The following is a 26,402-nucleotide window of genomic DNA, read 5'->3' as shown; positions in this document are numbered from 1 at the left end:
GCTTAATAAGAATGCTCAGGTTTATATACTGTCAATGCAGGAGATGCATCCGGATCATAAGTGCATAGCAGCGCTGTAATGATCAGGAAGAGATCTATCTGGCTGAAGAAGAAACACACCCATATAAAGGCAAGATAGCTGCTCTGAAAAATGGGAATATCCGGCCTGGTCTGTGTCAGTATCATAAAGAAGATGATCAGGGAGAAGATGCCGAATTCCGCCATGATATAGAACCATCTCATATTGAGGTTATGGCCGCCTATCCCATTCAGCCTGTTCTCATAGTTCATCTGTCCGAAGAAGTATTGTGCCGGAATAAAAGTGCTGTTGCCTGCACCATAGCCTGACAAAAGCAGGTATGGCTGGTCTCTGAAGAAGTCCACTACCGGAAGCTCCATATCCCGCTGAAGCGGCATCCCCAGTATCACATTGTTTTTCTGCCAGATGGTATTATCGTAGCGGTACACAGATCTTTTAAATACCAGCTGATACATGGTACTGTTCTGGTTTTTAGCATATAGCTTGATAAAGTAGTCCTTCGACCCAGAGATGACCAGGAACAGCCCGATAATGATCCCCAGTGTGCCGGCTATTTTGAGCCTGGTGGAAGATATCCGGGATACCGCCATGAAAACCAGCGTAGCCGACAGCATATTGATCCAGAAGGTCTGCGACACTGTCAGTATTCCCATCAGTAAAGCGAGTGCTGCCATCCGGTACTCTTTGTCTCTCATGAACAGTGGGATACATAAAGAGAGAAATGCACTGAACACTTTGGGCTCTCCAAACAATGCCTGTACACGGATACTGAAGATGAATGTGGATGCTTCTAACATATACCTGCGTTGCAGTCCCAGTATCTCTCCAAGTGTTTCATTATGCAAAACGATCTGGCAGAATATCTGCAACAAGGCTATCACGAAAGAGAATTTTGCGATCCTTTTCATCACGTCTGCGAAGAAATCAAAGGATATCTGCGCCCTGTCCTGCAATATCTTGGCCCCGATTGCAAACAGGGGCAGGTATGTTTTTATATAGAAATAGACAGGGCGCAAATAGAAGGCTGCCTGCTTCCCTGGTGGATAGTAGAACGGATCCTTGTAAAACTGGACAATCAGGAATATGACAATACTCGACAGGGCGGGCAGAATCAACAGTAACAGGAATTTCCGGCGTACATAGATCTCCCCTTTTATAAACAGGTGTATCTGCTCAATCAAAAAGGCAACGCTCACAAAGAAGGTTGCGGTAAAGGTAGGACCAACTTTAAGCATTGTGTATGCCTCAGTGGCAAATGCATACAGTATAGCTTCCAGCGCTGTAATACGGTTGTTGTAGTGCAGATGCAACAGTGTGCCGGCAATCAACAGTGGCATGGTTTCTTTGAAAACCTCCACATACACATTGCTGCTTACAAGTATATCGTAGATTGTATCTGCCATAGTATTTATGATATGCGTTTATAGAGGTTATGCAGGAGCGTGTTATTTTTGACGAGCTTTTTTACCATGTAGAAGAAGGGATTACATTTAAATACTGTATTTAACGTATATGCGTCCGCTTCCTGGTCAGCAATAGTTTCGGCCGGATGTAGGATATGATTGATGGTACCGTACACCATCTTTTTAAACCACACTGGTTCGTTCCTGGTGTGTGTAGCCTCTTTCCCATAACCGATATTCCTGATCAGGTTTGTGTTCGGCGTGATGGCAAGCCCTTTATTGAAAAGTACCGTCAGGAACCATTGCGTATCCCAGGTGTCCATTTTTTGCTCATAGAAAGATTCCAGGTCCCATTTGAATGGCGCAGGAAGGTCATCCGACGGGACATTTCTATACCTGAGCAATGTGAAGTCATAGTATTTCCATGCTCTTTTCCAGGTAGCCCATCCCCAGATATGTGCATAACGTGAGAAATAATAAGAAGCATCTCCCCTGGTAATACCGGCCTGATAATTCGTGCCACCGATATGCATCACCTGCGTATTATCGCGGTAACGGTCCAGCAGTATTTCACAGAAACTGTAGAAAGACGGATCGGGCAGGCAATCGTCTTCCAGTATAATACCTTCCTCTACCTGCGAAAAGAACCAGTCTATAGCGCTGCTCACGGCAAAGGCGCAACCAAGGTTCTGATCTCTGAACAATGTATGCACTTCACAGGTCCAGTCCAGCCTTTGCAGTATGGCATCCCTGGTTTCCCTGCACAGCGTAGCTTCGCCTGGTTTGTCGTAACGGGGTCCGTCTGCTGCAATAAATAACCGTGCAGGCTGTTGCTGCCTGATGCTTTCCAGTATCCGTATCGCCTGTTGCGGACGGTTAAATACCAGTAATAAAATCGGTGTATTCACGTTCCGTTATTTTATAGCTTCCAGTGCAACAGCATTTTCAAATCTCGATGCCTCTTCTACAAGCCTGAACATTTCATCCGGACAATCATTAAAGCGACAGGTCCGCACATGACTAAAACCTGCCTGTTGTAATATATTGGAGAGGGACGGCGTATCCCACATATATAGATGTTCCCGGTTACCCAGGGTGGTTTGCAGCAATCCCTTTAATCCGCGTAATCTTTGTTTCTTTCCCAGCATAGTTTTCTCCAGGAACTTAGTATTGGCCTCCTGGTGGTTGTTAATAAGGTCCTGTACATATTCCCTTGCTGCACTTTCCAGGTCAGGTACCACACAACGGAAATAGCCGCCGGGTTTTAGCATCTGCCAGGTATTACGGATGGCCAGCAGGCAGTCATCATATGCGAGGTGCTCAAGTACATGAGAACAGTATACGCCGTCGCAGGAATTGGGGGCAATGCCGGGCAGTTCTTTCAGGATGTCTCCCAGCAGTACATCTTCCGGGAAAGTGACGTGCATCCTGTTTTTTAACAAACTCCCTATCAGTGGCAATTGCTGAAGGCGCAGGGTGGGGGATGCATCAAAATTCTTCCAGCCCTTAGGTGCTGAAAAAGGACCGCAACCGTATTGGACATACAACTTACTCATGATTCATGTTTTTAAAGAAATAGGTATAATAGGTCTTTGCGAAAATGGCATATCCTGCCTGTTGCATGAATTGTCCCAGTTCACAGTGCTGCATGTCAGAAAGCAGGAAAGGATCAGACTCCACCAGTATATAAGCGGGTCTGTACTTTTCCCAGTTGTTGGACCGCAGCACGTCCATGTCCAGTCCTTCAGCGTCAATAGTCAGAAAGTCGATAGACCTGCCGGCAGGCAGATAATGATCCAGGATGTCTGCCAATGGCCATGTCTCAATCTTCTTTTCTTTTATCACACGATATTTTGGATCCTGTGTATACTCTTCCACTTTATGAGCAGAGAAAGTATTTAAAGCTGGTTCATTGAAAATATGATAGGTCAGGTGCTGCCTGGTGGCAGATACGCCCATTTCCAGGTTGACATCCTGTGGCCGGTACCTGTCAAACAAAGCTTTGGAACCGGGCATGGGATCGATGTTAATACCTGTCCATTTCATCTTATGGAACAGGTAGGTATTCGATACGCGGAACGGATGATGTGCTCCAACATCCACATATACACCATTAGTCTTGTTATCAAATATCCTCTTCAGTATAAGATCTTCTCCCTCTGAACTATAAGCAGGCGCGAGATACCGGATCTGTGGGGCAACTCTTGAGGCTAGTGTGGCAATTATTTTTTTAACACTCGTCATTTGGTCAAATGCTTTTCACGTATTACGGTTAGGAAATTGTCTGCAAATAGTTTCAGTGCGTCGATCATATATCTTGTATCCGCCAGTGCCAGCGCCGGTGACAACATCTTTTGTGTGAGTGATATCAATTGTCCTGTTTTATCCATTACCACCAGTGTAGACACAACAACCATATAAGATGCAACGGTGGCTATGGCGGCACCTACTCCTCCCATAGATGGAATGAGCAGGATATTGATGGCAATGTTCACAACAAGTCCGGCGCAGCTGGCATACAGATTCGTTTTGTAAGCACCCTCTATCAGCTGGTATTGCATTAAGGCTGTACTCAGGAACACCGGAATATTGGCCCAGATATGAATGGAAAGAATGATCCCTGACCTGGGAAATTGCACGCCGTATAGTACCTCTGTGACCCTGGCAGATGAAAAGGTCATTACCACTGCAATGGCGAGACTTACCCAGAACGACAGCCGCAACCATCTTTCTATCGCCTGCAGATAAGAGGATGTATTCTCATGCCTTTTGGATATTAATCCGGGTAAAAGGGCCGTAGCCAGTACTGTAGGCAGTGCATACCACAGCTCGGATATCCTTGCTGCTGCAGCATATTCCCCCAGCTGTACAGAAGTGCCCAATGTATCGAGCAATAGCTGATCTGCTTTCACATAAAGCAGGATCAGTATGCCAGTGAACATCAGCGGCCAGCTATGCAGAAAGAGGTGTTTTATCTCTGATAAACTGATCACCGTAAAAAGACGATGTCCCTCTTTCAGGTAGAAGATCAGTATAGTGAGATAGGTGAGCAGCAGTTCGGCAAATGACAGCCATACAAAATGAAGCAGGGAGCCATCAAAGTAGACGAATAGAGTTTTGATGATGCAAAAGGCTACAAAGAAACTGACCTTTGGAATGATGACCTTTTGCACTTCATTCTTCGCCTGGTAGAAATAATCAAATACATCAAAGCTTAGCAGGATAATATTCAACGCTGTGATGATCGTACAATAAAGGTATACCTGTGAGTGCCGTTTGGTGGCAAACACAATAGCTGCGCAGAAAAGGAACGCAACAATGCCGGCTGTAAAACGTATGGCCAGTGTAGAGGCAATGATCCTGTCCTGTCTTTCGGGATGGGATACGACTTCTTTTACGACCACCTTGTCAAGTCCCAGTATAGCAAGACTGCCTACTATCGCTGTTAAGGCAATGGCATAGTTCCATATGCCAAAAGCCTCCGGTCCGATATGCCGCGCTATCATTGCGATAGTGATGAGACCTATGAACAACCTGGCAAGTTTATCTACCAGCAACCAACCGCTATTTTTAAATATCTTATGCAATCCGTTGTTTCATTTTTTTAGCAAATGTTGACCATACGCGGGTTTTATTACCATTCTCAGAATAAGAGTAATGATCGTAGTAATAGTAAGGATAGAAGGAATCCTGTTCAATACCATTGAAAATAACTCCCGTTTTCCGGAAGAAACTCTCCCGCACGTTTTCTGCTACAGCAGTCATTTTGGACTTTAGCGTGAAGTTGTAGCGTACCATGAACAGGGTGCAGTCTACATATGGCGCAAGACTCTTCGAGTCTGATACTATACCGATAGGAGCCGTATCTATAATGATATAATCAAAGCGCTGTTTTAATGTTTCCAGTAATGCCTTCATACGGTTACTTTCAATCAGCTCAACCGGATTGGGTGGAATAGGACCGGAAGAGATCAGGTGTAAGCCTTCTGTACCCGGTACTTTTTTGATGATTTCATCTATTGTTTTGCTTTCCACCATGTAGCTGGTTACACCGATCTGGTTGTCCAGTCCCAGGGAACGGGATAATTTTGGTTTGCGCAGATCCAGCTCCAGCAACACCACTTTTTTATTGTTAACCGTGAGTGCATTGCCCAGGTGTGCCGTCATAAAGGTCTTTCCCTCGCCGGATATGCTGGAGGTGATCATGATAGTAGCAGAGCTGTTGTGTTCACTCAGCAGGAAGCGCAGGTTGGTACGCAGATTGAAGATCTGTTCCAGTAATATCGATCTGTTATGCAGCGACATATCCTTTCCTCTCGTCTCATCCTGGTAGATCTCTGCCATGACTGGTCTGCCAAAGGCCTGTTCTATTTCTGATTTATCGAGTACTTTATTGTTCAGGAAATATTTGACATAGACATATGCCGTACAGAGTACAAGAGCGGCCGCGAGGAAGCTGACATATACCAGTGTCTTTTTAGGCGATTCCGGTTTGGAAGGTATAAATGCCGGTGCCAGCACTTTATTGTCAGTAACATTACTGGCGTAAGAGATAGACGCTTCCTCCTTCTTTTTCAACAGGTGGAGATACAGGTTTTCTTTTACACTTTGTTGTCTTTTGATATTGATGTACTCACGCTCATAAGCCGGGATATTAGCGATCTTGGCCTGTATCTGGTTCACCTTGGTCTGCATCTGGCTCTGCGCTACACCAGCATTGCGTTTGTATCCGGAAATGTAGTTCCTGATCGTATTCTTCGCATCATTGATCTGGGCATCCGTATTCTGCAGGATGATACTGTTCGGTTGCAGGGAGAGGGAAAGCCTTTTTTTCTCTTTCAAAAGTTCCTCATAGCGATTGATCATGCCTGTCAGTGCCTGATCTACATTGCCCAGTACCGGCGCAAACGGATAGTCTGTACCGGGGGCGTTGATATATGATTCCACCTGGTCAAATACAGACAACTGCATATTGGCGTCGTTCAGCTTCAGGTCGGCCTCCTTTACCTGTTCCAGTGCTAATTTTGAACTGCCTTCAATGTCTGTAATACCACGTTGTACCTTAAACTGTTCTTCCTGTTTTTCGAGGAATCCCAGTTCGTCTTTGAGCGAGTCAATACGTACATTGAGGAAACGGATCGTTTTGAGCGCTACCTGGTTCTTGTCGTCGAGGGTGTATTCATTATAGGTGTCCAGCAGTGCATTCAGAAAGTGGGCGGTACGGGAAGCTATCCTGTCTTCATAGCTCACCATCACAACCGTGGCGTCCCTGTTGACCAGGGCAGTACCGATGTCTTCTATTTTCTTATAAGCCAGCTCTTCTACTGAGTCGATCCGTATGCGGTAAGTATTCCTGGCAGCATCAGGCACTGTTGGATCAAAGGTAATACTGAACCGGGTATTGTTCACCATAAAAGGCTCGCCGGAATGTATGTTGAATATATTGCGGTCGTCTTCATTCGGATTATTCACCCACTTTACCTGCAGCAGCTTATTGTCTTCCCTGATATCAAAGGTATAATTGCCTAAATGTGTGCTGTCGCCCAGGAAGTTCAGTGTAAGTGGCCTTTGTTCATAGATCTCCTCGTTGCGGAAAGTGCCTTTCACATAGTAACGTACATTGAAACGGTTGTCGCGGATCACCTTTTCAACAAGGATGGGCGACTTAAGCACTTCCATCTCATTCTCTATGTTTTTACCGCTGTTGAAGAGGGACAGAGACTTCAAAAGATCTGTTTCCTCGCCGTTCTTTTTCTCGTCCTTGAGGTACAGTTTGGCGCTCGACATATATCTTGGCCGTGCGTACTTGAGATAGGCAAATGCACCACCTGCTGCTATCAGCAGCACAATAAGATACAGGGGCCAGTGGAACAACAATTTTTTAAACAGATCGCCAAGATCTATGATAGCATTTTTATTATTCAGTTCTTTATTACGATTCATTTGCAGTATCATTTTACGGAAACAATAACAATGGTGGTGATCAGTGACAGAATGCCGATAGCTGCAGGTAGCAGCTGTACAATCTTCGAAGTATTAAACTGTTTGTTAGGACCTGGCTTTACATATATTACATCATTATTATGCAGATAGTAGTAAGGAGAAGCAAGCGTATTGCCGTTGTTCAGGTTCAGCGATGCATATGTTTTTTCTCCGTTCACTTCACGAATGATCATAATGTCGTTCCGGAGAGCAGTCACATTCATATCGCCCGCCATACTTAATGCATCCAGTACCGAGGCTCTTTCTCCGGAGATCCGGTAGGAACCGGGCCGGGCCACATCTCCCAGTACCGAGATCCTGAAATTGGCAATACGGGTCGACACATAAGGATTGCGTATGGTCTTGTTTAACTCCTGTGTGATGATATCATTTATTTCGGTCGTCGTTTTATTCGCTACGTAAACTTTACCAATCATGGGAAGGGTGATATAACCTGTACTGTCTACAATATATCCGGGGTCCATACCATCGGCAGATACAGGAGATGATTTGACCGCTGCGGGATTTAATATGAGAGAAATATCTTTATCGATCGTTGTAATAGTGATCTGTAGTATATCTCCGGGCTGCACCTTCAGCGCCTGCAACCTGTTAGCAGATTCAGTGCCGGTTGCCTTTTCGAGGTCATTGAAATAAGTGATCTTTTTAGTGTTGATACAGCTTGTAAGAAGGACCAGGGTAATAAATAACAATAAATAGAATTTAGCTATCATATCTGATTTCGATTAATAAAACAAGGAGGTAACAGTTGCTACATGCACGTACTGGTAACCTGCGTTATGTGGTGATCTGATTATTGACAACACTAACAAGGCTGGGCGCTGTTTTTTTGAGTAGCCGCTTTCTGAACATTTCCTGCAGGGGTAATTCAAAATAATAATGAGTAAGAGTACTTGTCGGGATCAGCACTACATAGAAAAGAAGTAGTGTATACGGAGAATGAAAGACCTCAATACTAATTCCCAGTATATCAGCTGCAATAAAGAAAAGCACCATTAAGGGGAAATGGATCAGGTACAATGCATAACTGGCATTCCCTAATACTGTGGCCCATTTTATTTTCAAACTTCCTCTTATTGTTTCCGATAATGCGAGTGTTAGAACTGTGAACGGTGACATAACGGTCCTGAAAAAAGTGTTCCTGGACATATTGTATACCGTCATATCAAAGGCAGCATCCTTGCCAGGTAATACCTTTTTCATGAGTACCAGGGAAAAATCCCTGATATAAGAAAATGCATATTCTGTCAGCACAACAGTCCATAATATCACAGTAGTAATGGTGATGATAGTGGTGATGCTGCGTAAGTTTTTTCTTTTGACAAGCCATGCATAAAGATGGTAGGTAAGTGCTCCGAGAAAGAATGAGTAAATACCCTGCCCTATCATTGAATAATAGTGTTGTATAACAGCTCCGGCCACCGCGATTGCCAGGAGGAAACCTTTATTACGATGTAATTTTTTCCAGCTGACAAGAAAGAATAGCAGGTATAGCAACAGTTCTACTGATACAGACCAGGAGGGACCATTAAATCCATTAAGGGCAGGTGTGCTCTCAAATCCCCAGCTATGTATTACTAACAGATTTAACAGAAAGTGCCAGGCGTCATTATTCTGCGTAATAAAGGTATGACCGGTCATGCTGACCATAATGTGCTGCAGTGCTATCAGCGATAGCAGTGTAATAAAGTGAACAGGGTAAAGGCGGGTGAGCCGGTAACACATGAAGTTACTGAAAGGTGTTTTCCTGTCAGCTATTTTATCAGCATAGAACCAGAAGAAGATGAAACCTGATAGAAGAAAGAAAAGGTCTACCGCATAAAATGCGCGATTATATAACATCGACAAGTAGGGATATAAGGGGAGCCCGAGTTCTTCCAGTGGTTTGGTCTGTGAAGTCTGATCTTTATAAAAATAGAACTGCCAGTGACATAAAACGACAATAAGGGCAGCAAATCCTCTTATAGCATCGAGGCTAAAAAAATATCGTGGTGAAGACGTGTTAGAAGTCATGGAAATAGCGATCAAGTAGAGACAATAAAACACCTTATAATGATTGGGGCACCATTATATGCAAACAAGTTTTGCAGATTTTATTGATTACGCATTCTCAGACTGAGGCAAGTTAAATCAAAAATATCATATGCACAAAATTGCGAAAAAAGTTAAGCAGACAGAACGACTCCTTTGTCACATTGATTATCCCAAAAGAGGCACCTGAACGCATATGTTATAAATTATCGCGAAATGAACAATAATTGTAATTATATGTATTTATGGGGTAATAAATTTAAGGAGAACACTCCCTTACTCAATTCATACCATGTTCCTGATGAAACGAATGACGAAATTGGTGAATGTATTGCACCATTTTTTGTACACCTCAAGAAAAGCACAACAAACAGACCTGCTGTTACTAGGTACCCTTCTCGCCCGGCAGAACAAGGAATTGCCGGTTCTTGACAATATATCATCCGCAGAGTTTAAAGTCTTCTCCCAGACAGGAGATGATGGTATCATTCAATATCTCATTAATAAGGTGTATACCCCGGAGACTACCTTTATTGAGTTCGGCGTGGAAAACTATGTTGAATCCAATACGCGCTTCCTGTTAAAATATAACAACTGGTCCGGACTGGTAATAGATGGATCGGAGAAGAGTATACGGTATATCATGTCTGACGATATCTATTATCAGCATAACCTGAAAGCCCTGCAGGCATTCATCACCGCAGAGAATATCAATGACCTGATCGGTGGGCAGGGCCTGAAGGGAGAAATAGGGCTGCTCTCTGTCGATATTGACGGTAACGACTATTGGGTATGGAAAGCTATTCATGTAGTTGATCCGGTAATAGTAGTAGCCGAGTATAATAGTGTATTCGGTATTGACCGGGCGGTGACGGTGCCTTATAAACCGGATTTTGTAAGAGAGCATGCCCACTACAGTTACCTTTATTTTGGCGCATCCCTGAAAGCATTATGTGTATTGGCCGAAGAAAAAGGGTATGCTTTTGTAGGATCCAATTCAATAGGTAATAATGCTTATTTCGTAAAGAAGAACAGACTGGGAGAACTCAGAGCGCTCAGTGCGGAAGAAGGCTATGTGTATTCCCGCTTCCGCGAAAGCCGTGACAAAAAAGGGAACCTCAACTACTTGTCGGGATCTGAAAGATATGAATGTATAAAAGGATTGGCTGTATATAATGTAATGACAGGACAGGAGGAACAATTATAACATACCACAACAAACTACATGAAGCAATGAATCCATTCACCAATGCCCTGAGAAAGGCATACGTCTTTATTTTCGCGCGGAAGGCGCTTTACCCTATTAACCTACTCCTGTATAAATTAAGTATGAGAGGGTTGGGTATCATGAATCACGAAAACGATCATATAAGTGGCGAGAATGCCTTTGTGAAGTATATGATTGCCACCGGGAGGTTCAGCAGAGGGGTGATCCTGGACGTAGGCGCAAATATTGGCCATTACTCCGTAATGCTGCGTAATAAGAAGGTCTCGCTGCCTATCTACGCGTTTGAACCGCATCCTGTTGCTTACAATAAGCTGACGGAGGCAGCGACAAAGCACCATTTTATTCCTGTGCAAAAGGGAGCAGGGGAGTATGCAGAGACTGCGTTTATCTATGACTATGTGGAGAACAAGGGCTCTGAGCATGCCAGTATGTATAAGGAAGTGATTGCTGATTTCCGGAAGAGTGAGGTGGAAGAGATAGCCATTGACCTGACCACTATTGACGAGTTTATTGAAGATCATCAGTTGTCCGAGATTGCCTTGCTGAAAGTGGATACGGAAGGCAATGAACTAAACGTATTAAAAGGCGCTCATCATGCCATCGCAGGCGGAATGATCAATGTTATTCAGATAGAGTTTAATGAAATGAATGTCATTTCCCGCACCTTCTTTAAGGACATTATAGATATACTGCCGGGGTATGATTTCTACCGTCTGTTGCCGGATGGGCTGAAAGCTCTCGGAGAATATAATGTCGCAGCTTTCGAAATCTTCGCCTTTCAGAATATTGTTGCTATAAGACGTTGAAAATAAGTTTATTCGAAAAAAGATAAAAACTCCTGAGAAGTGCGCAAAAAAAGTGCGCATATTGTCATGAATATTGCATTATTATTATAACCTAATAAATAATGCATATGAACAGCATTAACGGTAAAGATCTGTTAGCTATTGGCTACCCACAGAGCAAAATGCTTGGTTTAGCGCTTGCAATAATTGAAAAACATTATCAGGGAGCTGAACACGAAACCGTATTGGCATTGATGAAAGACCTGCTGGAGAAGCCGGAGACTTTCCTGGATCATGAGATCCTGGAAGAACTGGCCACAAAGATGATCGAGGAGGCGAGGGAAACAGATGAAGCAATCTTCCTGAATGATACTGCAAAGGAGTTCGCTATATACGGATCAGCGCATATTGCGGAGGGTGCATTGAAACAGATGGGAACTGCCATGAGACTGCCGGTTACGGTAGCGGGTGCTTTGATGCCGGATGCGCATCAGGGATATGGGTTGCCGATAGGAGGGGTACTGGCCACAAAGAACGCTGTGATCCCTTATGGTGTAGGGGTGGATATTGGTTGCCGTATGGCACTGTCCATCTTTGATATTACTGAAGAAGCCTTTATTAATAACCAGGATACCTATAAACGGGAATTAATTGCCCATACCCGTTTCGGAGCCGGCCACGGATTCCATGGTAAGCATAGGTCAGAACATAGTGTATTGGACCGGAATGAGTTCAATATGACGCAGTTCATCAAAAGCCTGAAAGATAAAGCCTGGTCTCAGCTGGGGACTTCCGGTGGTGGTAACCACTTTGTAGAATGGGGTATCATTGAATTTGCAGAAGACGATAAACCGCTGAACATACCCAAAGGAAAATACCTGGCGCTGTTGACTCACTCCGGTTCCAGAGGTATGGGGGCTACCATTGCCGGTTATTATACCCGGCTGGCTAAGGAACTGTGTAAACTGCCTAAGGAAGCATCTAACCTTGCCTATCTGGATATGAATACGGAGGCGGGCCAGGAATACTGGCTGGCAATGAACCTGGCCGGTGACTATGCCTCCGCCTGCCATGAAGTGATCCATGATAAAATGGCCAAAGCCATAGGTGGTAACCTGCTGGCCAAAGTGGAAAACCACCACAACTTTGCCTGGAAGGAGATGTGGAATGGGGAAGAAGTGATTGTGCATAGAAAGGGTGCCACGCCGGCTGGTAAAGGTGTAATGGGGATCATTCCGGGGTCCATGACTGCGCCGGGATTCCTGGTCAGAGGAAAAGGGGAGGAAACTGCCATTAACTCCGCTTCACATGGGGCCGGACGTCAGATGAGCCGTACTGCTGCTATGCAGAACATCACAAATCAGGAGATGCGGGCCATGCTGCAGGCCAATGGTGTAACATTGATCGGTGCAGGCCTAGACGAAGCGCCTATGGCTTATAAAGATATCAATATAGTAATGGACGCACAGAAGGACCTGGTGGATATTGTTGCCAGATTCTCTCCAAAAGTGGTAAGAATGGCGGATGACGGAAGTAAAGAGGACTGATTATGGTTGTGTCTGATTGACTCAGCATGAGTTTTGATTAGAAATAACCAGTGTTCATGTTAATTCCGTTCAATATGAAAAAACAACAAGCGCTGGTTAAAATTAAAGCATGCTCAAAGCATGAGTGGTTTTATGTGGCTCCGGGAGTATGGGGTATTCGTGACAAGATCGTCAATATTTATTTCATACATGATGCTTCTACCAATCACTGGGTACTGCTGGATGCAGGTTTATCTACTTCGGCAGCCAGGATCAAAAGAGTGGCGAAGCAGTTGTTCTGGCCCCAGGCTACGCCTGCTGCCATCATCCTTACACACGGACATTTTGATCATACCGGGTCAGTGAAGCAGCTTGCTGATGAATGGGATGTCCCGGTTTATGCACATTACCTGGAGGCGCCCTACCTGACCGGACGTTCTGCTTATCCGCCGCCAGATCCTTCTGCCGGCGGCGGATTGTTTACGACCCTCTCCTTTTTATTCCCCAAGGGGCCTATCGATCTCGAAGGTCGTTTACTAATGCTGCCCGAACAGGGGAATATACCCGGTTTGAAGGAATGGCAGTACTTCCATACTCCTGGTCATGCACCCGGACATATCAGCCTGTTCAGGGAACAGGATGGTGTGCTGCTGGCAGGAGATGCGTTCGTAACTACACAACAGGAATCTTTATTGTCTGTACTGAAACAGGAAAAGAAGCTTTCCGGTCCTCCGCGTTACTTCACCTATGACTGGGGCCTGGCGGAAAAATCTGTTCAGACACTAGCCTCTTTACAACCATCTATTGTAGCTACCGGACATGGTATGCCTATGGAAGGCGAAGCACTAAAAGCATTGCAGGAATTAGCAGACAACTTCAAGGAAAAAGCGGTGCCGGAGAATGGTCGTTACTCACAGGATCCTGCTGTTGCCGGCATCAGTGGGGTAGAATATGTTCCGCCTGCAAATAAGAGACATACATTGCTCAAAGCTGCGGCAGTCCTTGCATTGGTGGGGATTGGTGTACTGCTTGCCGGGGCAGTGAAGAAAAAATATAGCTGAAGATAGAGATAAAATTGATCGGTAGATATCGCTTTGTATACAGCACGAAATAGATGCAAAATGTATCCGGGAACGCTATAATTACTTTGCTATTATTAAGGAATAATCATATATTGTGTATGAATTATTTTTTAACCCGAATCACATAGTTATCTTATGAAAAAAGTTTTCCCGTTTGCATTGTTGTCATGTCTGATCTTGTCTTTTTCCGGTTTAAATGCTGCTAATAGCCACTCAGTAAAAGCTCCTTTAAAACAGGAAGCTGCAAAGCCTTTTGCTTATGAAACTGATGGCGTACTGACCGGTAGTCCTTATGGCAATATTAGCTGGCATATCTTTTACATTGGTACTGCGCCGCAAACCATAACGTACACCAATAACGGAACTACCTATGGTCCTTATACGTTCAGTGGCGGTCAGGCTGGAGGTCCGAGAACCCAGCTAGGTATCATATATGTCGAGGTAGTTAACGGAACGCCCAATTTTGTCACTATCTGGTAATGATAATTCCACTTTACAAGTTCCGCTCCATCATACACAGAGCGAAACTTGCCAAAGTGAAATTCCTGTCCGATGTATGTGCAAATTACTCCCTTATAATGAGTTAAATAAGCGTAGTACCGCTGAAAAAGCTGCGTAGAAGTACGGATATTTCCCTTGTGATATAATTCCGTACAGACAAGTTTTCGATGGCTTACATGTATTTTGATGGTCTGGAAAAGGAGCGTTCTGACGCTCCCTTTCCAGACCACTTTTTTTTAAAGCTTTACAACATTTAAACACCCAAACAAACAGCAAAATCAAAATGACCAGGTTAAAACAGATCATTATGCAGAAAGGCACCTATCGTGAAATATTATGGGCGCTGCTCGTGATCGCTATTATATTGTTTGCAGCATCCCGCTTGAAAAGATAAGGACCCCTCATTATCCATTTTAGTGTATCTTTATATCAGTAGGGCCGGACATTCGGAGCACTACGGGGAAAGCTATTTGAAGACATGCCAATAAGACCTGGCAGCAGTGTATTACCAGCTGAAGCTTAACTGATCGAAAACCGGCTGCTGCCCAGTAATATTATGCTATCGTAGTGATTGCAGATGAACCGGAATTGATAAACAAAAGACACTTCAACCGTATCTAACAAGCACAGAGGTATGCCCCCTTCTACGTTTGGAATGGGCGCTATGGTGAAAAACCGTAGGGAAACCCTCGTATATTAACTTATGATGTCATGACGCTATTTCGCTCTCTGCTCCCCTGCCTCTTCCTGGGGGCAACCGTTTTTGGCTGTTCAACTGTGTATGAAAGCAGGATAACTTCTTTCAATTGTGGTCCGGAACCGGACACTATCATCGCTATTCTGAAAGGTCGTGTATTTGAGCAAAAGATCCTGCCTGATGAAAAAGATTCACTGTTGCCTCTTTCCGGCGTAGTTATCACGCTGGAAGAAGGGAGAAAGACTGTTCTCGCCGACTCCTCAGGCGTCTTTACCCTATACCTGGGTCTGAAGAACACACATCCTTTTAAGGTTGCGAGGCCAGGCTATCAGGCGCTGAAAGTAGAAGGATTCTTCGCGGAAAAGGAAACGCAGGCAGAGATTAATATCGTACTGGCCAAAGGAACAATGGAAAGAACCGGCAGGGTAACGGCCTGTAAAATAGCTTATTGATATCAGGATGTAGTAATACAGTTTGTGTAAAAAAATAAACGGATGTATGATTACATCCGTTTCTACCTAAACCTACAACTGTTTATTACTGTAATTATTTTTCGTGTTTTGCGTCACAAATGTAGTACCTCCCAGGGGTATATTAAATACCAATATCACGGTTTAAGAAACCAATTTTTCTGCTCGCCTAAAATTTTATTGTGGAGCAGAAAAATTGGTTTTTTTATCCGCCTTTTTGGGATTGATGAGCAATGTATCGCGACATAATTTTGTGTCATCAGATTTATACAGCGCTGCGATAAACAGAAGAATAGAACAGGAACAAAGAAGAACAAAAGAAGAATTAAAGATTAATAGAACAAGATTAAAACGAAAGACGATGAAAAAGATGATTAAGACAGGCGTTACAACATTAGCATTATTATTAGCAGTAGCAGTTGGAGTAAAGGCGCAAACGAAAGGCAACAGTGAACCACAGAGACCTTCATTCTCTTTGAGTGCTGGTCCGGAAGCAGGAATACCGATTGGGAATTTCAGTGATTTTTACAAGTGGTCTTTAGGCGGTTCTGTACAGGCAGATTATGCCATTATCAAGAAGACATTATATGTGAATTTGAACGCAGGGTTTGCCAATGTTTTCGCAGATGATGTACCTGGTCTCGATGATTTGCAGTGGATTCCCGTGAAAGCTGGTTTAAGGTATTATCCTTTCCAGAGCAATAATCTGTATGTACAGGGACAGGCCGGTGTCAACTTTATAACAAATGGTCCGACCGGTTATAAGACAGCGGCCTTCACCTACAGCCCACAAATTGGCTACCTGATCCCACTTGGCAAAGGCAGTTACCTGGATGCAGGCGTGAAGTTTGACGGTAACTCAAAATTTGTTGACGGTGGAGACGCAGCTAATCTGATAGGATTAAGAGTAGCATACACTTTCAAATTATAAGCATAAACTTAGGATACATTAGGATAAGCATAGGACAAGTAGGACATAATTGTTAAGGGGTTTATAATCAAATGGAATAGGGCCTTTCATCTGAAAGGCCCTATTGTATTTTTATTATGCGATAGAAATATTATGCTACAGATAATTTCTTGAAATCAGAAGGATTCTCGTCTGCAAACTTTTTGAAGAAACGGCTGAAATGTGAGCTGGTATCAAAGTTCAGCTGATCAGAGATTTCCTTCACACTGAGCGTAGAGGTAGACAGCAGCAGTTTGGCTTCCAGGTATAAACGGCTATGTATGATCTGCAAAGCATTTTTACCGGTTTCCTGTTTCACAATCTCACTCAGATGTTTGGCGGTGATGTGCAGCATATCCGCATACTCCTGCACCGTCCTTTTATGCAGGAAATGCTCCTCCACAAGATCCCGGAAATTGACAAAAGTGGCATACTGTCTTGTCAGCTGATGGTTAGGACGGCTTTCCTGGCATTTTTCAAAAGCACGGTTCACCTCATACAGTAACTCGACCACCTGTAAGCGAACAATCTGCAGAAAGAAAGGATTGCTTTCGCGATATTCCTGGTCTATTCGTTCAAAAAGTAGTTTTGTCTTCTGAAAATGTGGTTCCGACAATGTATATACCGGCGCACAGGAAGGATTGAGGTCTATCAGCGGATCAAGCGCGCTTTGCTTGATAAAGGTATCCGTGATAAACTCCTTCTTGAACATCACCATGTACAGTAACAGGTCATCTGAAGCATTATCAAAAGAAGTAGTATGTTTAGGTGATACGATGTGTAGGGACTTGGGACCTACATTAAAGGTAAAGGCGCCGATCGTTTTCTGGCAGGTGCCCCTGATGCACAGAATAACCGCATAGTGATCAGTCCTGATGGGAGGACCACTCTTCACGCTTCCCTCGTTGCTTAGTACAGCAAAATTGTTAGGGTGAAGCAGCTCATCGTACTTATCCATCCCGAAACTCTGTGTCACTTTTTTGTCAAGCGACAGGTAGTAACGGATTGTCGATGGAATATCGAATATTGGCAGGTTCGTGTTCATAATCAGGGGGCAAAATTACGGCAAATTAGTGTAATCAACTCCGCAAGAACCGGGTTTATGTCATAAACCGGAATGTCTATTTTTGTATTGTAAATGAAATAGATATGATTTCTCAGGAATTAACAAATTATGAACGGATTGCCAGGGCGATTGAATACCTGAAAATAAACTTTAAGAACCAGCCTTCCCTGGAGGAAGTGGCTGAAAATGTATACTTAAGCCCATTCCACTTTCAGCGCATGTTCACCGAATGGGCAGGTGTCAGTCCCAAAAAATTCACACAATATCTCAGCGTAGCCTATGCGAAGTCGCTGTTAAAAGATAAACAGGCTTCCCTTTTTGATACCGCCCTTGAAACCGGTCTTTCCGGAACCGGCAGGTTGCATGATCTTTTTATGAAAATTGAAGGCATGACCCCGGGCGAATATAAAAATGGGGGAGAAGCCTTGTCCATCAACTACAGTTTTGCCGAAAGCCCGTTCGGACCACTTATCCTGGCGGCCACTCCCAAGGGACTGTGTTACCTGGCATTTGAGGAAGACCGCGGGCAGGCGTTCAGACATCTGCAGGAGCAGTTTCCCAATGCCCGGTTCCAGCAGATACTGGATATGATCCAGCAGAATGCCCTGTACTTTTTTACGCAGGACTGGAATACATTGGAGCAGGTGAAGCTGCACCTGAAGGGTACCCCTTTTCAGCTAAAGGTCTGGGAAGCATTGCTGCAGATACCCATGGGTGAACTATCCAGCTACGGACAGGTAGCAGCTGCTGCTCATGCAGAACGGGCTTACCAGGCAGTTGGAACGGCTGTGGGAAGTAATCCGGTGGCTTTTCTCATCCCCTGTCACCGGGTGATCAGGTCAAATGGTGAATTTGGTGAATATCACTGGGGGAGTACCCGTAAAATGGCAATGATAGGTTGGGAGGCATCGAGGACGAGGTAATGCATTGGAGCATCTTTACCTTGTTACATTTTACAGCTGAATATATCCCATCCTATGGGCAGCTCTTCTTCCAGTAGTCCCACCAGCCATTCGTTGCCCGCCAGTATGCCGGTATTTGTACCTATGGGAAAGGCTTCGCCTTCGATGGACTGTACTTTTCCACCGGCTTCTTCTACCATCAGGGCGCCTGCCAGCCAGTCATAAACATCATTTCCATATTCCCAGAATGCATCCAGTCTGCCCGCCGCTACATAGGCAAGTTGCAGCGAGGATGGCCCCAGCATCCTGACTGCGCCGGCCTTCGGGAGTATTCTTTCCAGGCTCGCCAGCAGGAGAGAAGTGTCTTTTTTCTCTTTCTGAGGCTGATTGGGATGAGCTGTTGCCAGAATCGCCTCCTGTATTGAATTGCGGATGTTCACGGCAAGCTTTTCTCCATTCAGCCAGGCGCCTTGTCCCCGAATAGCAGTGAACATTTCATCCCTTACAGGATCATAGACGATAGAGAAAGCAGCGCTTCCATTCTCCATGAGCACCAGCGTCACGCACCAGGGAGAAAAGCCCTGCAGGAAGTGTATGGCTCCGTCTATAGGGTCGCATACCCAGTAAGTGCTGCCCAGGGCTGGATCTTTTTGCCGCGCGGTATCAAATTCCACATCTGACCAGGGAATATCAGGTGCAATGGTTAGTAGTCCTTCCCGGATAAGTTGGGCAGAAAATGCATTGATCGTCCTGAATTGCAGGAGCAGCTTCTCTTTGCTTCCTGCCCTTGCGGAAGGTACCTGTGCATTTTTTAGTGCTTTTCCAGCTTCTTTTATGACTTCACAGCTCTTCTTAAGTAGTGTTTCCATATCTGTGATTTTAAGGCAAAGAAAGGCCGGAAAATGCGGCAATAGTTGGAGACAAACAGGAAGGTATTGGACTATTCGTGGAATTTGTTCCGGAAAGCCCCTGGTGTTTCCCCTGTCAGCTTACGGAAGAGGCGGGAAAAGTAGGTATGATCTTCAAACCCCAGTTCCCAGGCAATGGTCTTGACAGGTTTGTCCGTATAGTATAGTAACCTTTTAGCTACATGCAGCATAGCATACTGGCGCCAGTAGGTAACCGGATAGCCGGTAGTTTCCCGCACGCAATCATTCAGGTGGGCCGTCGTAATGTGCATCTGCCGGGCAAAGTAGGCCGGTGTTTGTCCGGTGGGCTGCTGTTGCAGCAGCTGCATGAATTGCCGGGTAATAACGGCTGGCTGCCCTTTTTGTTGTATCGTCTTATCCTGTGCCATTTCAAGTTCTGGCAGGATGCGGTGGAAGAATGCCTCACCCAGTCCTCTAAGAATAGCCGGTTTATGCCTGTTGGTTATACAGGATGTTTTGAACGCCGTCTGCAAAACAGCCGCTATCTGAAAGAGATCTTCTGCGTTTGTCAGTGGTACATACTGCTGCCTGATGTCCAGACCCGGCAGAACGGCGGCGAGTGCATTAGGAATCAGGAACGGTTCACATGATACAGCCCAGCCTGCCGGGTCCTTTGACTGTGTTGAGAAATGAACCTGTAGCGGTTTAATCACCGCCAGTGCCGGAGCTTCACAATGAAAAGTTTCCTTTTCTATTTCTAATATTGCGCTGCCATGGGTAAGCAACAGGATCAGGTAGTGGTCGTCCTGGTGAGGTTGGGCTCCCTCAGGAAAGTCTATGGGCATTTCTTCTATAAACATTCCGCCGATGGCATATGGTTCCAGCGAATAGAAGGGGATCGGGTGCGATGTCTTTTTCACGTTAACAAGTTGCGGGTCACGAAATTACAAATAACAAGGTACAAATCAATAAATAGCCGGAAGTGTATCTCTATAGTATGTATTCGGTGCGACTATACTACGAACCTTAACCTATAGGCTCTGTAGTCCTACATTAGGCCCACCGTTCTATAGCGTTGGCTATAGAACAGTGCCTGTAATGCTATAGTAAGGAGCCTATAGGTTATAGGTCGAACTATAGTCGCACCGAATACATATCGAATAGATACCCTACAAACACACGACCCTGATGGGCGAATGACCAAAAAACGCCGGCCGCAATCCCATATAGAAATTGTGGCCGGCGTCCCAAAACAAAAAATAAAATTATCAAGGCACTTTAATCGTCTTCCTCTCTACCGTCTGCGCACTGAAATAGCCAACCGCATTCCCTGAAATATTGCTCACAGGATTTGCAGGTGTAGCAGACTCATTCTCACCGGTAGCACTGCTGCTAAGGCTATAAAAATACTTATATACCGCAGCATCAATATTCAGCATCTCCACAGTGATCTCATCTCCGCTGTTGATATCATACTCATGGTCATCATCATCTTCGCCCAGGATGTACAACCGCGCATTGATATCATTACCGTTGGTAAGATCATCATTACGCACATAGTACCGTTTTACTTTGGTACCCCTGATGTACTGCTGGAAACGGTAGTAATTGGTTTCTCCTGCAGGATCTCTGAAGCTGACATTTGCTACTTTGGTCATATCCCCGAAAAGATCTTCCTCTACGATAGACAAAGAATCCATTGGCACTTTTGACGGCATATAAGACGTCGCAGTATATCGTTCACCATCGAGGGTAACCAGCAATCCATAAGTATTGCCGCTGCTGCCGGATAATTCCGGTGCAACATACACACCGGTGGCAGTTTCAGTCAGCAGTGTGGTATCGCCATTATGATAGATCTGCACCTTTGCACCGGATACGCCCACAAAGGAATTGTCTGCCGAAAAATCTTTGGTACGACTGAGCTTCACAACACAGTCGCCTTTGATGTCTGTCAGCACAGCATCGATCACCAGCTTGTTGTCGTTGCCATTCAGATTAAGATCGATCTCCTTTTCACAAGCGGTGCCGAGTAACAGCGCTGCGCCTAGTATAGTATATATAAAACTGTTACGCATGGTCATTAGAACTTAAAGTTGTAAGAGATAGAAGGAATGAATTTGAACAGTGCTGTTTGTTTTGCAACAGTCTTATTCGGATCTTCCTTACTGTCTTCGAAGGTGATAGTGTATGCATTTTCCCTGCCATAAGCATTGTACAGGCTGAAGGCCAGTTCTGACGACCAGCGTTTACGTTTCTTCAGCTGCAGCGTAGCGCCCAGGTCCAGACGGTGATAATCAGGCATACGGTAAGTATTACGACCAGTGAAGTAATATACCGTCTGACCATCTATCTGGTATTTACCGGAAGGATAAGTGACCGCATCGCCGGTGTAATAGATCCAGTTGGCAGATAATGTCCATTTCTTGCTTACCTGGTACATGGCCACAATCGCTATGTCATGTGTTCTGTCCTGGCGTGCATTGTACCATTTGTTGTTGTTGATACCATCTATCTGTCTCTCTGTTTTTGACAGTGTATAGCTCAGCCATCCGCTGAATTTACCCACTCTCTTTTTGAACAACCACTCAATACCATAAGCACGTCCTTTACCAAACAGCAGCTCAGATTCTATTGCATTGCTGACAGTATTAACATTGGCGCCATCACGGTAGTCGATCTGGTTTTGTAAAGACTTGTAATAGGTTTCAACGGTCAGTTCATAGTCTCCGCCGAACAGGTCTTTATAGTAGCCGATAGAGTACTGGTCGGATATTTCAGGTTTGATGATATTGGTGCTGGCCACCCATTTATCTGTAGGACTGCTGGTCGTACTGTTGGAGATCAGGTGAAGGTTCTGAGTATTGCGTACGTAAGATGCCTTCAGTGAAGAGGTGCTGTTTAGCTTATAGCTGAGCGCCAGCCTGGGTTCCAGGTTGAGGTATGTCTTTACAAAATCGCCGCTCTGATAATGCAGGGTATCGACGATCTTTCCATCCTTGTCTATGTTGAAGAAATCACCTTTACCCAGGATGCTGAAGGAAGATAAACGCAAGCCATAGGTCGCGCTCAACTTGTCAGACACTTTCCAGTTATCGGTAAGATACAATGCATTCTCCCAGGAATAACGGTCTTCCAGTGTCCTGGCATTGATCTGTGAAGTTTCAGAAGTAGTAACCTGTCCGGGAGTGATGGTATGATAAATGGAATTGATACCGAAACGGATGTTATGACTGGAAGAAGGATACCATTGTAATTCCTCTTTCAGATTGTAGTCCCTGATCTTCGAATAGATATCTGCATTCACAGAACCACTGTTAATGGAGATAGTATAATCGTAATTACTGTAGATGAGGGAGGTATTTGAGAACAACTTGTTATTGAAGATGTGGTTCCAGCGCAGGGTGGCGGTGGTATTACCCCACTGCAATCCGAACAGATCGCCTACGCCCAGTTTATCTTTACCAAAATAACCGGAGAGATACAATTTATCTTTCTCACCCAGTTCGTAATTCAGCTTGGCATTGATATCATAGAAATAGAGCGTATTGTTGTTGATGCTGGAATCGCTGGACAGTTTTAGGAACATATCAGCATATGTTCTGCGGCCTGTAATGAGGAAGGATGATTTATCCTTCTGAATAGGACCTTCCACGTTCAGTTTGGCAGAAATAAGACCAATACCGCCGCTAACGCCGAAGTCCTGGTTGTTACCATCGTTCATCTTGATGTCCAGTACGGATGACAGACGACCACCGTATTGTGCAGGCATACCGCCTTTGTACACAGCGATGTCTTTAATCGCATCAGAGTTGAAGGTAGAGAAGAAACCCAGCAGGTGAGAGGCATTGTACACAGGCGCCTCATCCAGGAGTATCAGGTTCTGGTCGGCAGCGCCGCCACGTACATACATACCGGCGTTACCGTCTCCGGCCGACTTGATACCAGGTAACAACTGGATAACTTTAATGGCATCTCTTTCACCCAGCAGTACCGGTACATTCTTCATCTCTTTGGTAGTCAGCTTTTCCAGTCCCATCTGAGGCGTACTGAGGCTCCTTTTGGTACTGGTACCGGTAATGGTCACTGCTCCCAGGCTGACAGATTCGTCTTCCAGGGAGATGTTAATAACGGTGTCTTTCCGGAGGAAAAAGTCTAAGTGGTTGGTCTGCAGGCCCATAGAGGAGTATTCCAGCTGATGTTTGCCGTCTGTGAGGGTAATGGAATAGAATCCATATTCGTTGGTGGTTGTACCGCCGCCACCGCTTACTCTTACGGTTGCGCCGATGAGGGTTTCTCCTTTGGCCTTGGATTTAATGGTTCCGCTAATTGTATGTTTCTGCTGTGCTATGGCTTTACCGGCCGTTAGCAAAACAGCAATGAGCAACAATTTTGATTTCATCAGGTGTAAAATTTAGTGCGAAACAAATAATAATAATCTAATATGCAAAAAATGGCGGGGCTGAAACAGACAAAATCGCGGTTGAATTGGACAGGGAAACCTGAATGTACTCAGCCTTTGTACTTAACTTGCAGTTAGAAACACATGAAAAGATTACCTATAAAAAGTCTTGTACGCGTAAGTTTTATCGCAGCGTTGAGTATTGCCATCCTCGTGGGACTGAACTCTTCTGCAAGAGAGTATTCCCTGAGTACAATCCTCGCCAAATCGGGAGTGATCTTCGTTGGTATACTAGTCAACAGTTTGTACAATGTGGGGGTACAGGTGTGGATTTCCAGGCGCTGGAACTATTTATCCGGGCAATTCAGGTTATACCGGACTATAGCCAGCTTCTCAGGAGCATTGCTCCTGAACTTCCTGGTGTTCAGGATGGTGGTGTCTGCTAACCCGCATACTTTCGTTATTCCTGACTGGTATGAACAGGTGAGGAACAAAGCATTATGGCCGCTGTTATTCATGCTGCATGGCATTGTATTTAACGCGTTTGTCCTGATGCTCCACAACTATATCACCCTGGTACATGCCAAAAATAATGCTGAACTGGAAAATGCCCGGTTGAAGTTTACCAATACAGAAGCCATCAACCAGTTGTTGCGGCAACAGATCCATCCACATTTTCTTTTTAATGCGTTGAATACGTTGAAGTCTCTTATACGCCGCCATCCGGAAAAGGCGGAAGAATACCTCATCCATTTGTCAGACTTCCTGCGGGCCAGTATTTCAACGGGACACAGGAATGTTATTTCACTGAAAGATGAAATAAAGTTAAGCGTAGATTACCTGGAGATGCAGAAGATGCGCGCAGGAGAAGCGCTGAAATTCTCCATTGATATCGATCAGCAGGCATTAAGCAATCGCTGGTTACCTGCCTTCTCATTGCAACCTTTGCTGGAGAATGCGATTAAACACAATGTACTTACCAGTGAAGATCCCTTGTACCTGGATGTGATCCAGGAGGGAGATTATCTGAAAGTAGTGAATAACCTGCAGGTGAAGCACCAGACAGAAGCCTCTACCGGCAGCGGATTAATGAACCTGTCAGAACGTTACAAGATGCTGACCGGAGAAGACATTCTGATTGAAGACAATGGCAGAACATTTACCGTAAAAATAAAAATCTTACAGCATGCGGGTAGTGATTATAGAAGATGAAGTGCTGACAGCAGAGGATCTGAAAGAAAGTATCCAGCAACTGGATAATACAGTGGAAGTAGTGGCCGTGCTGAAATCAGTGAAGGAAGCCGTGACGTATTTTCAACAGAACGATATGCCTGATCTTATTTTCAGTGATATACAGTTGGGGGATGGGGAAAGCTTTGATATCTACAGAACAGTAGAAGTATCAGCGCCTGTGATCTTCTGCACCGCATATGATGAATACGCCCTGCAGGCATTTAAGACCAATGGTATCGAGTATATTCTGAAGCCATTCACTAATGCCTCCATTGCAGATGCGATCAGGAAGTACAATAATCTGCGCCGTCAGTTTACCGGAGTAAGCATAGATAACCCTGCCAATACGATCGCTGAAACCGTTCAGCAACATACGTCCAAACCTGCAGCTATATTGGTTTATTACAAAGACAAAATAGTGCCGGTCAGGCTGGAAAGTATTGTATTGTTCTATATTGAAAAGGAGACCTTATGCCTGATGACCTTCGACAGGCAACACTATCACCTGAAGAAATCTCTTGAAGATGCTGAACAACTCTGTGGGAATGATTTCTTCCGGGTAAACAGACAATTCCTCGTTAACCGTAAAGCGATAAAAGACGCTTCTCACTATGTAGCACGTAAGCTAAGTGTGAATCTGTCTGTGCCTTTCAAAGAGGTGATCACCATCAGCAAAGAAAAAGCACCCCAGTTCCTCGCCTGGTTGTCGGGGAAGTAATTTAATTGCTGATGGCTGACATATAATTTTTAAGACTTCGTAGCAGCTTTCTTCTTAGGCGTAGCCCGTTTCTTTGCAGCCGCCTTCTTTTTAGGCGACGCCTTTTTAGCTGTGGCTCTCTTTGCTGTAGCTCTTTTAGCTGTTGCCTTTTTCGCTGCAGCCTTTTTCCCTGGAGCAGCTTTTTTAGCAGCAGCTTTCTTCTTTGGTGTAGCCCGTTTCTTTGCAGCGGCTTTCTTTTTAGGTGCTGCTTTTTTGGCGGCCGCTTTTTTCTTCGGTGTAGCTCTCTTCTTTGCAGCAGCTTTCTTTGGTACTTTAGCACCTTCTTTTCTGGCTTCTGATAAGCCTATAGCGATAGCTTGTTTGGGATTAGTGACTTTCCTGCCACTTCTGCCGCTTTTCAGTTTGCCTTCCTTCATTTCATGCATATTCTCTTCCACCTTGTCCTGGCTCTTTTTTGAATACTTTGCCATAATGTAGAATTTAAAGGTTAATAAATAA

24 protein-coding genes are annotated in these 26,402 nt (G+C 44.7%); 10 read left to right on the top strand and 14 right to left on the bottom strand.

The features are described from left to right. Positions 1–2: 2 nt before the first annotated feature. The 8 genes from BLR32_RS29495 to BLR32_RS29460 form a co-directional block, all read right to left on the bottom strand. A complete protein-coding gene (locus tag BLR32_RS29495; protein ID WP_089837486.1) occupies positions 3–1,442 on the bottom strand; it encodes a hypothetical protein in 1,440 nt (479 codons plus the stop codon). Between the two features lie 5 nt (positions 1,443–1,447). Continuing rightward, positions 1,448–2,350: a glycosyltransferase family 2 protein gene (locus tag BLR32_RS29490; protein ID WP_089837483.1), complete on the bottom strand. Its 903-nt coding sequence runs from the start codon at positions 2,348–2,350 to the stop codon at positions 1,448–1,450. Between the two features lie 6 nt (positions 2,351–2,356). Beyond that, a complete protein-coding gene (locus BLR32_RS29485; protein ID WP_089837481.1) occupies positions 2,357–2,998 on the bottom strand; it encodes a class I SAM-dependent methyltransferase in 642 nt (213 codons plus the stop codon). Beyond that, positions 2,991–3,686, bottom strand: a complete 696-nt coding sequence (locus tag BLR32_RS29480; protein ID WP_089837480.1) for an FkbM family methyltransferase — start codon at positions 3,684–3,686, stop codon at positions 2,991–2,993. Before BLR32_RS29480 ends, BLR32_RS29485 begins: the two co-directional genes overlap by 8 nt. After that, positions 3,683–5,029 (bottom strand): flippase, encoded by a 1,347-nt coding sequence (locus BLR32_RS29475; RefSeq protein WP_089837478.1) that lies wholly within the window; start codon positions 5,027–5,029, stop codon positions 3,683–3,685. The genes BLR32_RS29480 and BLR32_RS29475 overlap by 4 nt, the downstream gene beginning before the upstream one ends. After that, complete coding sequence (locus BLR32_RS29470; RefSeq protein WP_176842470.1) at positions 5,022–7,385, bottom strand: GumC family protein; 2,364 nt, start codon at positions 7,383–7,385, stop codon at positions 5,022–5,024. The genes BLR32_RS29475 and BLR32_RS29470 overlap by 8 nt, the downstream gene beginning before the upstream one ends. A gap of 8 nt (positions 7,386–7,393) precedes the next feature. Next, on the bottom strand, positions 7,394–8,158 hold the full coding sequence (locus tag BLR32_RS29465; RefSeq protein WP_089837475.1) for a polysaccharide biosynthesis/export family protein: 765 nt from the start codon (positions 8,156–8,158) through the stop codon (positions 7,394–7,396). A 64-nt stretch (positions 8,159–8,222) separates the two neighbouring features. Then, on the bottom strand, positions 8,223–9,458 hold the full coding sequence (locus BLR32_RS29460) for an acyltransferase family protein (RefSeq protein ID WP_089837473.1): 1,236 nt from the start codon (positions 9,456–9,458) through the stop codon (positions 8,223–8,225). 319 nt (positions 9,459–9,777) lie between these two features. Here BLR32_RS29460 and BLR32_RS29455 point away from each other — a divergent pair, with 319 nt between their 5' ends. The 7 genes from BLR32_RS29455 (at position 9,778) to BLR32_RS29425 (ending at position 16,696) form a co-directional block, all read left to right on the top strand. Then, a complete protein-coding gene (locus BLR32_RS29455) occupies positions 9,778–10,683 on the top strand; it encodes a hypothetical protein (protein WP_245705552.1) in 906 nt (301 codons plus the stop codon). A 26-nt stretch (positions 10,684–10,709) separates the two neighbouring features. Further along, entirely contained in the window at positions 10,710–11,510 is an 801-nt protein-coding gene (locus BLR32_RS29450; protein WP_089837471.1) for an FkbM family methyltransferase, read from the top strand. Positions 11,511–11,617: 107 nt separating this feature from the next. Next, positions 11,618–13,036: an RtcB family protein gene (locus tag BLR32_RS29445; protein ID WP_317042853.1), complete on the top strand. Its 1,419-nt coding sequence runs from the start codon at positions 11,618–11,620 to the stop codon at positions 13,034–13,036. A gap of 74 nt (positions 13,037–13,110) precedes the next feature. Continuing rightward, entirely contained in the window at positions 13,111–14,076 is a 966-nt protein-coding gene (locus BLR32_RS29440; RefSeq protein ID WP_089837621.1) for an MBL fold metallo-hydrolase, read from the top strand. 156 nt (positions 14,077–14,232) lie between these two features. Next, positions 14,233–14,577 (top strand): hypothetical protein, encoded by a 345-nt coding sequence (locus BLR32_RS29435; RefSeq protein ID WP_089837468.1) that lies wholly within the window; start codon positions 14,233–14,235, stop codon positions 14,575–14,577. Positions 14,578–15,309: 732 nt separating this feature from the next. After that, on the top strand, positions 15,310–15,747 hold the full coding sequence (locus BLR32_RS29430) for a hypothetical protein (RefSeq protein ID WP_089837466.1): 438 nt from the start codon (positions 15,310–15,312) through the stop codon (positions 15,745–15,747). Between the two features lie 379 nt (positions 15,748–16,126). Continuing rightward, positions 16,127–16,696 (top strand): hypothetical protein, encoded by a 570-nt coding sequence (locus tag BLR32_RS29425; RefSeq protein WP_089837464.1) that lies wholly within the window; start codon positions 16,127–16,129, stop codon positions 16,694–16,696. Between the two features lie 130 nt (positions 16,697–16,826). On the opposite strand, the gene BLR32_RS29420 is transcribed toward BLR32_RS29425, so the two are convergent. Next, entirely contained in the window at positions 16,827–17,759 is a 933-nt protein-coding gene (locus BLR32_RS29420) for a helix-turn-helix domain-containing protein (RefSeq protein WP_089837462.1), read from the bottom strand. Positions 17,760–17,863: 104 nt separating this feature from the next. On the opposite strand from BLR32_RS29420, the gene BLR32_RS29415 reads away from it, so the two are divergent. Continuing rightward, the gene (locus tag BLR32_RS29415; RefSeq protein ID WP_089837460.1) at positions 17,864–18,703 is read left to right on the top strand and encodes a methylated-DNA--[protein]-cysteine S-methyltransferase; all 840 of its coding nucleotides are present in this window, start codon (positions 17,864–17,866) and stop codon (positions 18,701–18,703) included. A gap of 23 nt (positions 18,704–18,726) precedes the next feature. Here BLR32_RS29415 and BLR32_RS29410 read toward each other — a convergent pair whose 3' ends face one another. The 4 genes from BLR32_RS29410 to BLR32_RS29395 form a co-directional block, all read right to left on the bottom strand. Next, positions 18,727–19,551: an inositol monophosphatase family protein gene (locus BLR32_RS29410; RefSeq protein WP_089837457.1), complete on the bottom strand. Its 825-nt coding sequence runs from the start codon at positions 19,549–19,551 to the stop codon at positions 18,727–18,729. Positions 19,552–19,622: 71 nt separating this feature from the next. Next, on the bottom strand, positions 19,623–20,471 hold the full coding sequence (locus BLR32_RS29405; RefSeq protein ID WP_089837455.1) for an AraC family transcriptional regulator: 849 nt from the start codon (positions 20,469–20,471) through the stop codon (positions 19,623–19,625). 348 nt (positions 20,472–20,819) lie between these two features. Further along, a complete protein-coding gene (locus tag BLR32_RS29400) occupies positions 20,820–21,629 on the bottom strand; it encodes a DUF4249 domain-containing protein (protein WP_176842469.1) in 810 nt (269 codons plus the stop codon). Positions 21,630–21,634: 5 nt separating this feature from the next. Further along, a complete protein-coding gene (locus tag BLR32_RS29395; protein ID WP_089837450.1) occupies positions 21,635–23,953 on the bottom strand; it encodes a TonB-dependent receptor in 2,319 nt (772 codons plus the stop codon). A gap of 144 nt (positions 23,954–24,097) precedes the next feature. Here BLR32_RS29395 and BLR32_RS29390 point away from each other — a divergent pair, with 144 nt between their 5' ends. Continuing rightward, the gene (locus tag BLR32_RS29390) at positions 24,098–25,165 is read left to right on the top strand and encodes a sensor histidine kinase (RefSeq protein ID WP_089837448.1); all 1,068 of its coding nucleotides are present in this window, start codon (positions 24,098–24,100) and stop codon (positions 25,163–25,165) included. Then, on the top strand, positions 25,140–25,904 hold the full coding sequence (locus tag BLR32_RS29385; RefSeq protein ID WP_089837446.1) for a LytR/AlgR family response regulator transcription factor: 765 nt from the start codon (positions 25,140–25,142) through the stop codon (positions 25,902–25,904). Before BLR32_RS29390 ends, BLR32_RS29385 begins: the two co-directional genes overlap by 26 nt. A gap of 29 nt (positions 25,905–25,933) precedes the next feature. Here BLR32_RS29385 and BLR32_RS34465 read toward each other — a convergent pair whose 3' ends face one another. Continuing rightward, the gene (locus BLR32_RS34465; RefSeq protein ID WP_089837444.1) at positions 25,934–26,374 is read right to left on the bottom strand and encodes a DUF6496 domain-containing protein; all 441 of its coding nucleotides are present in this window, start codon (positions 26,372–26,374) and stop codon (positions 25,934–25,936) included. Between the last annotated feature and the right edge of the window lie 28 nt (positions 26,375–26,402).

Source organism: Chitinophaga filiformis (assembly GCF_900102545.1).
Taxonomy (GTDB): Bacteria; Bacteroidota; Bacteroidia; order Chitinophagales; family Chitinophagaceae; genus Chitinophaga; species Chitinophaga filiformis.
This window is presented reverse-complemented; position numbering and strand designations above follow the sequence as displayed.

Bases quoted from the DNA above. Each gene is read 5' to 3' on its own strand.
- BLR32_RS29450 (WP_089837471.1), top strand. From the start codon at position 10,710: ATGAATCCATTCACCAATGCCCTGAGAAAGGCATACGTCTTTATTTTC.
- BLR32_RS29495 (WP_089837486.1), bottom strand. From the start codon at position 1,442: ATGGCAGATACAATCTACGATATACTTGTAAGCAGCAATGTGTATGTG.
- BLR32_RS29465 (WP_089837475.1), bottom strand. From the start codon at position 8,158: ATGATAGCTAAATTCTATTTATTGTTATTTATTACCCTGGTCCTTCTT.
- BLR32_RS29410 (WP_089837457.1), bottom strand. From the start codon at position 19,551: ATGGAAACACTACTTAAGAAGAGCTGTGAAGTCATAAAAGAAGCTGGA.
- BLR32_RS29385 (WP_089837446.1), top strand. From the start codon at position 25,140: ATGCGGGTAGTGATTATAGAAGATGAAGTGCTGACAGCAGAGGATCTG.
- BLR32_RS29435 (WP_089837468.1), top strand. From the start codon at position 14,233: ATGAAAAAAGTTTTCCCGTTTGCATTGTTGTCATGTCTGATCTTGTCT.
- BLR32_RS29420 (WP_089837462.1), bottom strand. From the start codon at position 17,759: ATGAACACGAACCTGCCAATATTCGATATTCCATCGACAATCCGTTAC.
- BLR32_RS29440 (WP_089837621.1), top strand. From the start codon at position 13,111: ATGAAAAAACAACAAGCGCTGGTTAAAATTAAAGCATGCTCAAAGCAT.
- BLR32_RS29395 (WP_089837450.1), bottom strand. From the start codon at position 23,953: ATGAAATCAAAATTGTTGCTCATTGCTGTTTTGCTAACGGCCGGTAAA.
- BLR32_RS29400 (WP_176842469.1), bottom strand. From the start codon at position 21,629: ATGCGTAACAGTTTTATATATACTATACTAGGCGCAGCGCTGTTACTC.
- BLR32_RS29445 (WP_317042853.1), top strand. From the start codon at position 11,618: ATGAACAGCATTAACGGTAAAGATCTGTTAGCTATTGGCTACCCACAG.
- BLR32_RS29415 (WP_089837460.1), top strand. From the start codon at position 17,864: ATGATTTCTCAGGAATTAACAAATTATGAACGGATTGCCAGGGCGATT.
- BLR32_RS29390 (WP_089837448.1), top strand. From the start codon at position 24,098: ATGAAAAGATTACCTATAAAAAGTCTTGTACGCGTAAGTTTTATCGCA.
- BLR32_RS29480 (WP_089837480.1), bottom strand. From the start codon at position 3,686: ATGACGAGTGTTAAAAAAATAATTGCCACACTAGCCTCAAGAGTTGCC.
- BLR32_RS29455 (WP_245705552.1), top strand. From the start codon at position 9,778: ATGAAACGAATGACGAAATTGGTGAATGTATTGCACCATTTTTTGTAC.
- BLR32_RS29485 (WP_089837481.1), bottom strand. From the start codon at position 2,998: ATGAGTAAGTTGTATGTCCAATACGGTTGCGGTCCTTTTTCAGCACCT.
- BLR32_RS34465 (WP_089837444.1), bottom strand. From the start codon at position 26,374: ATGGCAAAGTATTCAAAAAAGAGCCAGGACAAGGTGGAAGAGAATATG.
- BLR32_RS29470 (WP_176842470.1), bottom strand. From the start codon at position 7,385: ATGAATCGTAATAAAGAACTGAATAATAAAAATGCTATCATAGATCTT.
- BLR32_RS29430 (WP_089837466.1), top strand. From the start codon at position 15,310: ATGACGCTATTTCGCTCTCTGCTCCCCTGCCTCTTCCTGGGGGCAACC.
- BLR32_RS29425 (WP_089837464.1), top strand. From the start codon at position 16,127: ATGAAAAAGATGATTAAGACAGGCGTTACAACATTAGCATTATTATTA.
- BLR32_RS29460 (WP_089837473.1), bottom strand. From the start codon at position 9,458: ATGACTTCTAACACGTCTTCACCACGATATTTTTTTAGCCTCGATGCT.